Origin of the sequence: Citricoccus sp. NPDC055426, assembly GCF_040677445.1 — a bacterium.
In the GTDB taxonomy this organism is placed as follows: Bacteria; Actinomycetota; Actinomycetes; order Actinomycetales; family Micrococcaceae; genus Citricoccus.
This window is the reverse complement of the sequence record NZ_JBFARZ010000016.1, coordinates 58,883-71,549: the sequence shown is the minus strand read 5'-3', so window position 1 is coordinate 71,549 and position 12,667 is coordinate 58,883. Positions and strand designations below refer to the sequence as shown.

At 67.1% G+C, this 12,667-nt stretch carries 13 protein-coding genes; 8 read left to right on the top strand and 5 right to left on the bottom strand.

What is annotated here, in order from left to right; genetic code table 11:
* The 5 genes from AB0K08_RS16355 to AB0K08_RS16335 all read right to left on the bottom strand — a co-directional run.
* Window positions 1–480, bottom strand: a 480-nt coding sequence (locus tag AB0K08_RS16355; RefSeq protein ID WP_363356288.1) for an SCO6880 family protein, incomplete at its 3' end; no start/stop codon positions are given.
* Window positions 477–1,907 carry a hypothetical protein gene (locus AB0K08_RS16350; RefSeq protein ID WP_363356286.1) on the bottom strand — a complete coding sequence of 477 codons (1,431 nt, stop codon included), beginning with the start codon at window positions 1,905–1,907 and terminating at the stop codon, window positions 477–479. The genes AB0K08_RS16355 and AB0K08_RS16350, both read right to left, overlap by 4 nt.
* A gap of 78 nt (window positions 1,908–1,985) precedes the next feature.
* Entirely contained in the window at window positions 1,986–2,699 is a 714-nt protein-coding gene (locus AB0K08_RS16345) for a hypothetical protein (protein WP_363356284.1), read from the bottom strand.
* Between the two features lie 41 nt (window positions 2,700–2,740).
* Complete coding sequence (locus AB0K08_RS16340) at window positions 2,741–3,022, bottom strand: hypothetical protein (RefSeq protein ID WP_363356282.1); 282 nt, start codon at window positions 3,020–3,022, stop codon at window positions 2,741–2,743.
* 12 nt (window positions 3,023–3,034) lie between these two features.
* Entirely contained in the window at window positions 3,035–3,649 is a 615-nt protein-coding gene (locus AB0K08_RS16335) for a DUF6668 family protein (RefSeq protein WP_363356280.1), read from the bottom strand.
* Window positions 3,650–3,795: 146 nt separating this feature from the next.
* On the opposite strand from AB0K08_RS16335, the gene AB0K08_RS16330 reads away from it, so the two are divergent.
* The 8 genes from AB0K08_RS16330 to AB0K08_RS16295 all read left to right on the top strand — a co-directional run bounded on the left by AB0K08_RS16330 (window position 3,796) and on the right by AB0K08_RS16295 (window position 12,558).
* Window positions 3,796–4,014 (top strand): helix-turn-helix domain-containing protein, encoded by a 219-nt coding sequence (locus tag AB0K08_RS16330; RefSeq protein ID WP_363356296.1) that lies wholly within the window; start codon window positions 3,796–3,798, stop codon window positions 4,012–4,014.
* A gap of 20 nt (window positions 4,015–4,034) precedes the next feature.
* The gene (locus AB0K08_RS16325) at window positions 4,035–5,519 is read left to right on the top strand and encodes a hypothetical protein (RefSeq protein ID WP_363356278.1); all 1,485 of its coding nucleotides are present in this window, start codon (window positions 4,035–4,037) and stop codon (window positions 5,517–5,519) included.
* Window positions 5,519–6,958, top strand: a complete 1,440-nt coding sequence (locus AB0K08_RS16320; protein WP_363356275.1) for a chromosome partitioning protein ParA — start codon at window positions 5,519–5,521, stop codon at window positions 6,956–6,958. Before AB0K08_RS16325 ends, AB0K08_RS16320 begins: the two co-directional genes overlap by 1 nt.
* Window positions 6,959–6,969: 11 nt before the next feature.
* Window positions 6,970–8,034, top strand: a complete 1,065-nt coding sequence (locus tag AB0K08_RS16315; RefSeq protein ID WP_363356273.1) for a peptidoglycan DD-metalloendopeptidase family protein — start codon at window positions 6,970–6,972, stop codon at window positions 8,032–8,034.
* Complete coding sequence (locus tag AB0K08_RS16310) at window positions 8,031–8,576, top strand: hypothetical protein (RefSeq protein WP_363356271.1); 546 nt, start codon at window positions 8,031–8,033, stop codon at window positions 8,574–8,576. Before AB0K08_RS16315 ends, AB0K08_RS16310 begins: the two co-directional genes overlap by 4 nt.
* 108 nt (window positions 8,577–8,684) lie before the next feature.
* On the top strand, window positions 8,685–8,903 hold the full coding sequence (locus AB0K08_RS16305; protein WP_309817726.1) for a hypothetical protein: 219 nt from the start codon (window positions 8,685–8,687) through the stop codon (window positions 8,901–8,903).
* Window positions 8,904–11,401: 2,498 nt separating this feature from the next.
* A complete protein-coding gene (locus AB0K08_RS16300) occupies window positions 11,402–12,073 on the top strand; it encodes a ParA family protein (RefSeq protein ID WP_363356269.1) in 672 nt (223 codons plus the stop codon).
* 14 nt (window positions 12,074–12,087) lie between these two features.
* A complete protein-coding gene (locus AB0K08_RS16295; protein WP_363356267.1) occupies window positions 12,088–12,558 on the top strand; it encodes a hypothetical protein in 471 nt (156 codons plus the stop codon).
* Window positions 12,559–12,667: the final 109 nt, after the last annotated feature.

Here is a 12,667-nt window from a genome sequence, read left to right as displayed (position 1 = left end):
GCCGTCGGGGTGGGCCTCGATGACGACCGAGTAGTGGTGCACCCCGGCCCCCGAGGTACGCAGTAGTCCGAAGGGGTTGCCGTAGGAGTCGGTGAACTCGGCCAGTTCGGAGCGGGCCATCAGTCCGGGTAGGCGGGTGGCCCCGTCGGGGGTGCCCTTGCCGGTGGGGCCGGCCAGGTACAGGTCGCGGCCGTTTTTCTCCTTGATGCGCTGTGAGAGCTTCAAGCCGATCCTTCCGTAGATACTGCGTCCATGGCGTTTGGTCACCTTCAGCAGCAGCACGCCGACCGTGGCCAACAGCACCAGGCTGAAGGCGAGGTACCAGCGGCCGGTGGCCATGAAGAGGATGCCCAGCAACACGACCGGGATCAGGGAGAGGCTGACTCCCATCGAGAGTCCGCCCAGCCCGGAGCGGTGGGGCACGGTGAGGTTGCCGAACACCTGGGGTTCGATGCGAACATCGTCGGTGGAGGTGCTCATGGCTGCTCTCCTTCGTCGTCCAGGGTCCGGTCCACCCGCGCCCCTTGCGCGGCCTGGGATCCAGCTTGACTGCCTTGAGTTACCCGGTTGATGGCCTCGGCCCACCGGCTCCCGCCCTGCGCGGTGCCGCCGTCCTGGCCGGTCGCGCCGGAGGCTGCCGGCGCCCCAGGAGCCGCACCGGCACCAGATGATGCTGTGGCCGGCGTTCCAGCGGTCTGCTCAGCGGAGGAAGATCCAGTACCGGAGGCCGCCTGGCCGGTTCCGCCCTCCGATCCGGGTGTTGCGGAGGTACCTGTCGACGCACTGCCGCTGGCGGAGGTGGAGGCGGAGCCACTGTCGGTGGTGGTCCCGCCAGCAGGAGAACCACCTGCTGCGCCGGCACTGACCCCGCCAGCAGCACTGCCGCTTGACCCACCGGTTGTCGCTGAAGCCCCCGCGGCGGTTGTCCCACTCGAGGACGCCGCGCTGGCAGCCGTGCCCCCGGTTGCCTGGCCACCGCCAGACGCTGCCGCGGAGGCTCCGCCTCCCCCAGCACCGCCAGCGGTGGCCGCCCCCGCGCCACGGGCGGCCATCCCGGCCCCCATGCCGCCGGCCAGGACGGCAGCACCGGCGGCGACTCCTGCCGCCCCGGACAGGGCCGCACCACCAGAGAAGCCCCCCGAGCCAGCAGCTGCCGCCGGGACGATGAACTTGATCAACCCCGGCAGGGCGAACGCCGCCAAGACGAGGACCAGTAGCCCGGTGAGGGCCGAGACCAGTCCGGCTCCTAGATCGGAGGTCTGGGTCAGGTCGGTGTCGTCGATCATCATCCGGAACCCCAGGGCGTAGATCCCGGCGGCGACCGGCTTGAACAGCAACAAGGCGATCAGCCAGCCGTTGGCCTTGCGCCAGGCCTGATTGCCGGACTCCGTACCGGAAGCGGCGGCCAGCAGGGCGATGAAGGCCATCAGGATCACCAGCATCAGGTTCCGGAAGATCATGAACATGAAGTTCACGACCGACCCCAGCAACATCAGCAGGTACACCACGAATGAGACGCCATAGTTGCTCGCCATAGCCCCCGTCGAGGGGATAAGCATTTCCATGGAGGAATCGCCCTCAGTGGAACGGTCCAGCAACCATCGGGCCGTCTCGTCCCCAGCCGTGAGCAGGATCGGCACCGCGGCCATGTAGACCCCCGTGGCCAGCACGAGGTTCACGATCGGTTTGCCCAGGTTCACTGCGCCGGAGCGCACATCCTCAGTCATCACTAAGCGGATGAGGCCGATGAAGAATCCGATCACCGCGAAGACCCACACGAACCAGCTCAAGTCCTGCTGGAGCAGGGACAACCCCACCGAATCCAGATTCGGTGGAGGGACCTCCATCCACCAGGTGCCGATGATCTTGGCCATCTCCACGGCCCCGTCATAGAGGCCCTCCACCATGGCCCCGAACGCAGAGTTAGCGGCGTCCCCGATCAAGCAGAGCGGGTCGATTGCAGAGCAGTTGGCCACCGCTTCTTGTCACCTCCACCGGACGTATGGCGCGGTGTCCTCAAGGACTCCGACACGAGGATGGTCGCCGGGGGTCTCGAGGTTCAGTCGCCAGTCGGCTGCCTCCTCATCCCACACCAGATCTAGGCCCATTGAGATGTTCTGGCCTCCGGCTGTAACCCAGTAGTCGATGGTGGCTGCGTTCTCGTCGGTTGCGAGAACACGGAAGCCTTCGAAGACTGGGCGTTCGAAATCGGCGCTGGCACCGGCGTTTGTTTCCAACATGTCGTCGCGGCCAGGACCGGGAACAGCTGCGTCGTCTTCGCCCATGGATATGGCGGACAGCAAGTTCGGGCCGGCGAAGACGGCGCCGGTGGGCGAGCGTTCAAAGCAGGACCATAGGTTGCCGTCCTGAGTGCTTGGACCGTACGTCTCCGAGGTCGGCACAAGCACTTGGAACGGGTGGGTCTTCCAGGTGGTCTCTGGTGCCTCGGTTGGGACGGACTGGTCGGCGTTGTTGGTCTCGCAAGTGGTTCCGGCCTGGGTGGCCGATTCGGTCGGTGCTGTGCTGGTCGGCCGTGTCGTGGGCGGAGCGGTTTCATCCGGAGCTGCGGTGGTGTCCCGTGGCCAGAGGACCACGCCGACGATGATGCCGACGATCAGCACCACCAGCAGTCCCCCGGAGACCCACCACCCCAGGCCCAGCCCGCCTCGGTCCGAGTTCGTATTGTTGTTCCTGGCCATGCTGGCCCCTTCCGCTCGGTGTCTTCGCTACTGCATGTGCCTTAGACGAAGACGCGCATGATCGCCCCAGCGCCGGTGGCGAGCCCGCAGACGATGATCGCGATGGCGAGGCCCTTCAGGCCCTGGATCTCCCGTCCGGTGAAGGCCGCGAACACCAATGAACCCGCCGAGGCAAGGAAACCGGCGACACCCAGGACGATGACGATCCAGCTGATCCAGTTCAACAAGGTCGAGATCCCCTCGGTCCCCGGCGGCTGCTCCGGTGTCGGGTTGGGGATGACGCTGTAGAAGGTCGAGGCAGTGGCCATGAGGTCCATCAGCATGGTGGGTTCTCCTTATCGGTGGGTGCGAAACGCGTTGATGATCTTGGCCAGCCTGCGCGGCAACCGCTCGTGGTCTGGCGGCGCCTGCCGCCAGGACTCCACCCAGGGCACCTGGGCGCCACGGGGGGTCTTGCGCAGGAGTCTCTTGACGGCCGTCTTCTGTCCGTCGGTGAGGGTGGGGCCGTCGTCCACGAGGACGAGTCCCAGCAGGCGGGAACTGGAAGGCAGTCGGCCGGTGGCCCATTGGTTGGTGAAGGCCTCAGCGGCCGCCAACCCGGCGTAGTGCGTTCGGGCAACGGCCAGCACATCCAGCGTGGGCAAGGGGCGGGTCCACCCGCCCGGGACCGGCCAGCCCAGACCGGCATCCAAGCCGTCGTCCCCGAACAGAGAGGCGACCGTGGTGGCCCCCGCTCCCCCATGCAGCCCGAACACCGTCACCGGCCGGAAGTCCGTCACGGTGTTCTGCAGCCACGGCGTCTCATCCGGGTCCGCCGTGACGGTGACCTCTTCGGGTGAAGCCGGACCCCGGTAGATGACGTCCTCATCGAAGGAGTCGTCAATAACGTCCGCCGAGCCCTGACTAGGTAGTTTGGGCGCGACGATAAGAGGGTTCCCCCGTTGGGCCATCTCTGCTCATCCCCTTAGCATGTGAAAGGCCAATGCAGTCAACATAGACACCCAAGCCCCTCTGCGTCAACGACGTGTCGTGCGTCTATGGAGGTTTTGGGGCTTGACGCGCGCAAAGAATCGTGATGAGACTATGGAGTGTGAAGATGAATGATCCTAAGGCGGTTGATTCCCTGCTGGAGGGACATCCGGATCTGCTGACCACCGATGAGGTGGCTGAGCTGATGCGGGTCAGTCAGAACACGGTGTTGCGGTGGATTAACACCATGGGGCTAACAGTGATCTCGGTGGGCCCCAGGTTGCGCCGGATTCAACGCTCCGACTTGCGTGAGTGGCTGCTGGAAGCAGACCAGCTCAAAGACTGACGTTTCACCTCGGGGGGGGCATGGACGGCACAACAGATTTCGATGTGGAGGCGGTTCCGGGGTTCCCGGTCCTGACCCTCCGGCTGGACGAGGAAGCCGAGCGGTCCGAGCTGAACGCGGTGCCGGTCGAGGTGTCCCCGGGCGATGACTACCGGCAGGCGGCCATTTCCGCTGTGGTGCGCCAGGTCCAGGACAGTTCCCTGGACGCCGTGCGCGTCCGGGTGCTCTCCTCCACCGGTGAGGCCTGGGACATGGTGGTCACCGCCGACGGGCAGGTCTTCGACACCACCGTGACCGAGCCCGAGATCGATCAGCCGGCCCGCACCCAGCGGAGTCGCTGGCCGTTGATCGCAGCGTGCGCGATCGGTGGTCTTGCCCTGGGCGGGATCGGTGTGGCTGCAGTCGTGGCCCTGACCGGCAGCGACGCCGCGCCGGTGTGGGAGGTCCCCGGAGTCGATCAGCAGATCCCCATCGCCCTGCCCGGAGAGTTCTCGCCCCGTTCGGCCTGGTCTGTGCCGGTGGCCGAAGGCTCTGATGTGACGGTCCTGGACACCGGTCATATCCTCTCGACCGACCCGGACGACACCCTGACCGCCCGAGTCCCGGACACCGGTAAGCCCGTCTGGCGGGGCACCTCCGCCCCGGACGACCTCACCGGGGCCGTCCACACCGACTGGGCGGGAACCGATTCACTCGTCGCCCAGGCTGGGAACGAGCTGCGCGTCTGGGATCTGCGCACCCCCGAAGATGGATCCACCGTTGTCGCCACCTCCCTGCCCCTCGAACAGGGATGGCGTGCCGAAGTTCGCGGGGAACGCCCCTTCGTGGCCAAGGAGCACTGGATCGTGGGCATCCCCGCGGCTGGGAGCCAGCTCACCGACGTCGTCATCCCCGCCGGCACCCGGGCCCTGACGGTCACCGGGCAGAACCAGATCATCACCGCCTCCGACTCCGGCCTCTACACCGTCACCGAGGACGGCACCGTGGCCGGACAGAAGCCCTACACGCCACCGGCCGGAGCCACCGGCGCACCGAGCCTGTCGTGGATGCTCGAGGCCGACCACGCCCTGCTGGGCTGGGACACCGACGCCGGCGGCACCGCGATGGCCATCATCAATGTCAAGGACGGCGCCACCCTGACCACCGCTGCGATCCCCCGGGCCCCCGAACAACGACATCCGCCCATCGTCGACCCCGAGGCCCGGACAGCGGCCTTCGCCACCCTGGCCTTGAGCTTGGGCGAGGACCCCCTGCTGCGGCCCCTGCGCAGCTATGAGACGTCCACCCTCGATGGCGCCACCGCCTACGGGCTGGCGGACCGCACCGACCCGGCCAGCCTCGACCTGGGCTCCCTGGACTCGGTGCCCGTTCCCTGGGACACCTTCACCGACGAGGACCCTGCCCCGGATCTGGTGACAGGCAACGCCGCCTACGTCGTCACCGAGACCCTCGACACCACCGTGCTCTACCGCTCCGAGCACGCCGAGACTTCCCAGGAGAAGTGATGATCCAGATCCAGATGCTCTCCCCCACCCGCGCCGTACTGCACGACGACACGGAGCGCACCGAGGTGAGCTGCCCGCCCGGAGGTCAGCTGATCGACACCTTGGTCGAACACCTGGTCCGTCGCGCACGCCGCGACGGCACCCGCCTCACCGTCGAAACCGACGACGTCCCCGCCACCTGGCTGGTCGTCGACCCCAACGGCACCGTGGACCAGCTCGAGCACCGCCCCGAACCCACCACCACGCCCCAGAAAGCCCCCGACGCCAGCCAGCTCGTACCGGATGACGCCCCGCCCACCGTCACACCCACGGCGGCACCGGCGCCCACACCGGCTCGCGCGGCGACGGCGACCCAGTCGACCTCCCGCCGGGCCAACCCCCTCACCTCCCCCACGGCCCCGGCCTCGAAGACCGCCAACATCTATCCACGACCGGCGCCGGCCGCGCCAGCAGCCGCACGACCTGCAGCCGGGCAGGATGTTCCTCGGCGCAGCCTGAGGGACACCACCTTCCTGCTGCCCGACACGACCACCGAGCCGGCCAGTCAGGGCTGGAGGGCCGTGATGAACACCCTCGGCCTGCACATCCCACCCTCGGCCGCGGAACTCGCCGAACGTGAGGACGTCCGGACCGTCTCGCAGCACTGGCCCGGCCCGCGGACCGTGGCCGTGGTCAACCGCAAGGGCGGGGCGAACAAGACCCCCACCGTCGCCCTGTTGTCCGCGGTGTTCGCCCGCTACGGCGGCGGGCCCGTACTGGCCTGGGACAACAACGAATCGCAGGGCACCCTGGGATGGAGATCAGAACAGGGTCCGCACACCGCCTCCGTGCTGGACCTGGTGGACTCCTCCACCCGGCTGCTCTCCCCGGAGACCTCCACCGCAGACCTGGCCCACTTCGTCCACCACCAGCCGGCCGACAAGTACGACGTGCTCCGCTCAGACGAGAACGACGAAGGCGACCACGAGGTCACCGCCGAGGACGTCGACCTCGCCCACCAGGTGGCGTCCCGGTTCTACCGGATGATCATTATGGACTCCGGCAACACCGCCCGATCGGCGAACTGGCGCCGCATGATCGACCACACCGACCAGCTCGTCGTGCCGGTCACTGCCATGGAGGACCGCGCCGAGGCCGCACGGCTGACCCTGCAGACCCTGGAGTCCCGAGGCGGCCACGACGCCGACCTGGCCCGGGGCGCGGTGGTTGTGGTCTCCGAGTCCACCGACGCCGGCCGCGGCCTGGGCGGCGACGCGCTGAAGAAGGCCCGTGACGAGGCCGCACGGATCGCCGAGGGGTTCGCGCCCCTGGTGCGCTCCGTGGTCCGGGTTCCCTACGACCCGGCCCTGGTACGGGGACTGATCCGCTACGACAGCCTGCGCCCAGCCACCCAGCGGGCCTGGCTGGCCGCGGCCGCGGCCGTCGCCAAGGGCTTCTAAGGCCACCCACCATGGACAACTCCCGCACTCTGCTACCCGCCGGTATCGCGGCCGCCGTGCTGGGGCTGCTGATCATGATCCCGGTGCTGCTCATGACCATGGGCAACCAGGCCCAGCCCGCTCACGCCGGCTGCGTCCCAACCGGTGGAAGTACCGGAGGGATCCCCGAGCAGTACCGCCAGGCCGTGACCGATGCCGCCACCGATGCCGGCGTCCCCACCGCACTGGTCGCGGCCCAGATTCAGGCAGAATCCGGGTGGAACCCGGAAGCCCGATCCCCCGCGGGCGCCCAAGGAATTGCCCAGTTCAGATCTGACACCTGGGAGGCCTACGGGGCGGGCGCCGATCCCTTCGACCCGCTGGCCGGCATTGCCGCCCTCGGCCGGTACTTGAAGGCGATCCGGGCTGAGGTCCAGCACCTCGGCACCACCGAGGCCGAGCGGATCGACCTCAGCCTGGCGGCCTACAACGCCGGCCCCGGAGCGGTGCTCCAGCATCGCGGTATCCCACCTTTCCCGGAAACCCAGGACTACGTGCGCAAGATCAACCAGAGGGCCCAGCTGGACTTCTCCGCCGACTGCACGCCGCTGGGAGGTGCCGTGCTGGGCGAACTAAACACCGGGACCTGGGCCCACCCGCTGCCCGGAGGCATCCTCACCAGCGGCTTTGGCTTCCGTGGATGCGTCGCCGGCGTCCAGTGCAACGAATTCGTCTCCACCCACCGCGGCCTGGACTTCTCTACCGGTGGTGGAGCCACCGTCCTCGCCCCAGCCGACATGCGCGTCACGAGCGTGGGCTCGAACCAGTACCAGGGCGACTACATCGTGGGTCGCATGACCGAGGAACCCGGCTTGGTCTTCCAGTTCCACCACTGCGCCCCTGACTCTCACCAGGTCGGGCAAGGCGACACCGTCGCAGCCGGCACGGCCCTGTGCACGGAAGGATCCTCCGGGAACTCCGCCCGGGCCCACCTGCACTTCCAGATCAACGCCCCCGACGCCGACGACTCCCGCCCCACCTACACCCACGCCCTGGACCCCTTCCCCCTCCTGACCCAGAAGGGAATCGCGCTATGAGACGCACCTGGTCCCTGCCCCTAATCATCGCGGTCGCCGCCGTCCTCCTCGGTGCAGGACTGGCCCTGGCGTTCACCCAGCCCTTGGCCAACGACGACCCGGTGCCGACAACCACGCCCGCCTCCCCCAGGCCCAGCACTCCCACCGAAACGGATGCGGCGATCAGTGCCCGCCAGGAGGCGGCCGTGGAGGCGGCTCGCCTGATGACCACCTGGAATCCTGCAAGGGACCTCAACCGCACCGCCGCCGAACTGCGGGCTCGCCACCTGATGACCGAGGCACGGGCCGAACAGGTCATCGCCCCGGAGCGCCCAGCCACCGGCACCGAATGGCTCGAAGCCGCCGAACGGGACGCGACCTCCGTGCCCACCATCGAGCTGAACAAAGCCACCGAGCTGACCGAGGATGGCGTCTCCATCACCGCAACCTGGACATGGGACTCCCCCGACGGCGGGGACATTCCCGAAGAACAAGGAACCCAACCCCGGATCTACTACTTCGAGTTCACCGAGGACAACGAGATCCATGACTACAGCTATTGAGTCTGCACTTCAGCACGTTTACGGCGTGTCTGCCGACACCATTAACAGTTATCCGGTTTGCTGGGGAGGTCAGCTCGAAAGGCTTGCAAAGGAGAAAGGTGAAGAGTCATGGGAAGGCTTAAGCACCCCAGTGGCGACCGCGCCCTCATCGCAGGACGTATCCCCGTCGACTACGACCGCAAACTCAAGATGTATACGAAACAGACGGGCCACACCCGGTCTGACCTCGTTGCCGAACTCGTCATCGCTTTCCTCGACCAGAACGACCCCGAGCATGCTTCCGGCCAGACCATGGCCGAGTTCTCAGAACTCCAGAAGGCGAGCTGATGAAGATCTAAGCGCTTAAACGCCGAAGGACCCGCGCCAACGGGTCCTTCCAGCGAATATGAACTTTCCATTGCCCTGATCCGAACCGTTGCCACGCTCCCGGGTCAGGGGCTTTACCTTCCGCGTCCGCCAAGACGCTTCTGGAGGTCTGTTGCCCACTATAGCCATACCCTCAAGCCGTGGAGAAGTCGCCACGGCGTGTCACGCTGCGTGGGCGCTCACACGCGCCCTCAGCCCACGCCCGAGCGTGCGCGTTGCCGTCTCCGACGCCACCGGTGTCATCCTCAATCAGTACGGCGATCACCGGCGCACCAACGGGGCCCCTCCAGCGAGCCCCTGGGCCGTCTATCTGGCCGGCACCGATCACCGCTACCGACTGCTGGCCTTTGATCTCGACGCGAAGACCCCGGATACAGCGCAGGGCGCCGCTCGCGACGCTGAGACTATCGTCGGCCTCCTCCACGACGCCGGCCTCTCCCCCGTCGTCTGCGCCTCCGGCCCCTCCGGCGGCCGCCACGTCTGGGCCGCCCTCACCGAAAGTGTCGACGCGGACACCGTGGCCACCCTGGCACGTCTCACTCGCTATCTGTGCCCCAGCCTTGACTTGGCCCCCCTGACCAACCCCGCCACCGGGTGCGTACGCCCCCCAGGGGCTCCACACCGGGCGGGTGGGGAATCCACGATCCTCACCGGCGATCTGAATGACCTACTGTCCCCCACTGGAACCGCCGCCCAGGTGACGCGCCTGGTCGAGCAACTCGCCGCTCATGTCGGGGCCTCCGAACCGGCCGGACCACTCGACCCAGGCGGACCGCTGCCGCTAGACAAACACGGACACCCCTACCTGCCCGGACCCCGACGGGAACTACCCGTGGCCAGCGCCCAAGTCCTGCAGGAAGACGCCGCCAGCGGCAATGCCTCCGCCGTCCTCTGGCGCATCCTCATTGGTGCCGCCTCCGCCCGCTGGCGCCACGCAGACGTCGCGGCCCTGGTCAACCGACCGGGGATGGAACACGTACGTACTGAACGCGTCGCCTCCGGAACCGGCACCAGCCGGATCCCCCACACCCGCCAACAGTCCGCCGGAATCTTGGCCCGCCAATGGGCCAAAGCAGTCACCCACGTGGCCACCACACCCCGCCAGATCGGCGATGACCCCACCTTCGACGGCCGCGCCGACGCTATTGCGGCCCACGTCCGAGACGTCCAGGACCGCGCCGACAGCGCCACCGGACGCTGGGCCCACGGCCCAGGCCCCACAGAGCGCAGAGTCCTGGACGTGCTCTCCGTCCTGGCACTCCAGGCGCTCACCCTCGACCTTGAAGCCGACATCCGCCGCCTCGGCCTCCTGGCCGGAGTAGGCCGGGAAACAGCCCGCAGGGCACTGCACCGCCTCTCAGCCGATGGCTGGATCACGAAGGTCCGCGAGGCAGAAGGATCCCGAGCCACCATCTGGAAATTGAACCCCCACTACGTTATCCACAGCAGTATCCCTCAAGGTGGGTCACAAGCGGTCCCGCGCCCCGTAGGGGCCGGGGCCGCGGAGAGACTCGCCCTGCTCACCCAGCTGACCCACCGGCTCCAAGCGTCCACCCACGACGCGTTCACCCCAGGACCCGGCCTCGGCCACCTAGCCGGAAACCTCTACGCCAGAACCACCCATATACCCCGGAGCCTCGCCCAGCTCTCAGCAGAACTGGGCACACCCCTTCTTCGCACAGCAACTCTCCTCGATCGGATGACCGATCTTGGCCTGTTGCTCCACTCCCCTACCGGGTGGCGTCGGCCCCGCCACGACCGACGCAACGCCGCCGCGAAGCACCTCGAGGTCGATGGCCGCCTTGCCCAACGCTCCGCCCTGTACCGGCTGGAACGAGAACTCTGGGCATGGTGGCAAGCCGAATCAGAATGGATGCAGGCACCACGTCGAACCGCATCTTCACGCCGGGCCGGTCTCGGGCAACTCATACTCGTCCCCGAGCTGGCCACAAACGTCTTCGGTGCCCATCCCCGCCGGCCCGATGGGCAGGCCGACTACCGGCGTGCGCGCCAGCACCTTGAATCAAGCGCCACTGCGCCACCCAGCGTCGAACCGCGTCCAAGGCGTCGGGCGGCGTCCCTCGCCGCCGCTTGAACGACTTCTCAGACAACGCTCCCCCACCAGTCCCACCCGCGCCGCGGTGCTCCACAAATGCTGGAACGACAGACCCGGACCTTGGACTCACCTCCGGAGATCCGAAGTCACAGAGTTACAGGCCTGCGCACTCCGGAAGATACAGAGTCTGTAACCCACGCGGTCTGTAACTCCGTAAAGCGCGGAGTGTCGGTCCTCGCGAACCGCATGCGCCGCACGTAGTCTGGAACTATCGGAGTCCCGAACTCCTGGGCTACCTGAAAGCCGTAGTTACAGACTCCGGAACGTACAGAGGTCGTGAGTTACGGAGTCTGTAACATCCTAAGTCTATGACTTATACCCACTGAACCGAAGGCAGGATCGCGTGAGAATCGTCGCCATCGTGAACGAGAAGGGCGGGGTCGGCAAGACCACCACCGTCATGGCCCTGGCCGCCCTGGCCGCGGAAACCGAACGGGTCCTGGTGGTCGACCTGGACCCACAGGGATCAGCCGTGGACTGGGGGAGCGCGGCCGAGGAATCAGGCAACGAGCTGGCCTTCCAGATCGTCACCGCGAAGAATCCCGAAGACCTCGGGAGAATGCGCACCCTGAACTTCGACCTCATCGTCGTCGATACCCCCGGAAACCTTCAGAATGCTGAGCTGCTGCGCAAGATCGCAGAGTACTCCGACCACGTCATCCTGCCCACCGAACCCACCGCCATGGCCGTGCGCCCCCTCGTGCGCACCTGGAAGGACGTGGTCGATCCGACGGGCACCTCCTACTCGGTCCTACTCACCCGCGCCGACCCGAGAGTTCCCCGGGACGTGGAAGACACCCGCGAGCTGCTTACCGGGCTGCAGCTCACCGTCCTGGAGCCATACGTGCGTTCCTACAAAGTCCACGAACGCGCCTCCATCGATGGCACCGTGGTCACCGGCTACGAAAGGAACCGCATGAGCGAGAAGGCCTCCGGAGACTATCGCGACGTCCTGAAGGCCCTGCGCAAACAGTGGAAAACCGACGATAAAGCAACCCGGGGAGGCACAGCTTGATGGCCAGAGCACGCATGACCGACATGGGCAACGACCTCAGCAGCCTGCTGGAGGCCACCAAGACGCCGGCCTCACAACCAGATATCACGACCCGCCCTGAGAAAACCGAGCGGGCCCGCCCGAAGAAGCCCCGGCCGAGCGTCGACGAAACTGAACCTCAGTCCAACCCTCAGCCGGGCAAGCCGGAAGATGCGGCCGAGACCCTGGCCCGGGAAACGGGTGACGTGGGTACCGGAAACAGCGCCGACGGTCCGCGATACCTGACCTTCATGCGCAAGGAAGCGCGCATCGCTCAAACCCAGGCCGACCAGCTCAGCAGCATCGCCCGCAGCCTGAACATGGCCCGTAAGGGACGGGGGGAGAGGATCACCGACAACACTCTCATCCGGATTGCCATCGGCCTGCTGCTTGAGCGACGCGATGAGCTCAACGGCACGACCGAGGCCGCACTTTTCCGATCGCTGGGACTCAGCCCTGAGGGCTGACCAGCCTGGTCCCCGCCAGCGATCGACCAACCTTGCTCTGCTGGTGTGGGCAGATACCTTGGATCGAGAGACCGGGGCGAGCCGCAAACTCACCGCAGTCCGGGACTCA

Coding starts and splice junctions, on each gene's coding strand:
- AB0K08_RS16350 (WP_363356286.1), bottom strand. CDS start 1,907: ATGGTGGAGGGCCTCTATGACGGGGCCGTGGAGATGGCCAAGATCATC.
- AB0K08_RS16345 (WP_363356284.1), bottom strand. CDS start 2,699: ATGGCCAGGAACAACAATACGAACTCGGACCGAGGCGGGCTGGGCCTG.
- AB0K08_RS16340 (WP_363356282.1), bottom strand. CDS start 3,022: ATGCTGATGGACCTCATGGCCACTGCCTCGACCTTCTACAGCGTCATC.
- AB0K08_RS16335 (WP_363356280.1), bottom strand. CDS start 3,649: ATGGCCCAACGGGGGAACCCTCTTATCGTCGCGCCCAAACTACCTAGT.
- AB0K08_RS16330 (WP_363356296.1), top strand. CDS start 3,796: ATGAATGATCCTAAGGCGGTTGATTCCCTGCTGGAGGGACATCCGGAT.
- AB0K08_RS16325 (WP_363356278.1), top strand. CDS start 4,035: ATGGACGGCACAACAGATTTCGATGTGGAGGCGGTTCCGGGGTTCCCG.
- AB0K08_RS16320 (WP_363356275.1), top strand. CDS start 5,519: ATGATCCAGATCCAGATGCTCTCCCCCACCCGCGCCGTACTGCACGAC.
- AB0K08_RS16315 (WP_363356273.1), top strand. CDS start 6,970: ATGGACAACTCCCGCACTCTGCTACCCGCCGGTATCGCGGCCGCCGTG.
- AB0K08_RS16310 (WP_363356271.1), top strand. CDS start 8,031: ATGAGACGCACCTGGTCCCTGCCCCTAATCATCGCGGTCGCCGCCGTC.
- AB0K08_RS16305 (WP_309817726.1), top strand. CDS start 8,685: ATGGGAAGGCTTAAGCACCCCAGTGGCGACCGCGCCCTCATCGCAGGA.
- AB0K08_RS16295 (WP_363356267.1), top strand. CDS start 12,088: ATGACCGACATGGGCAACGACCTCAGCAGCCTGCTGGAGGCCACCAAG.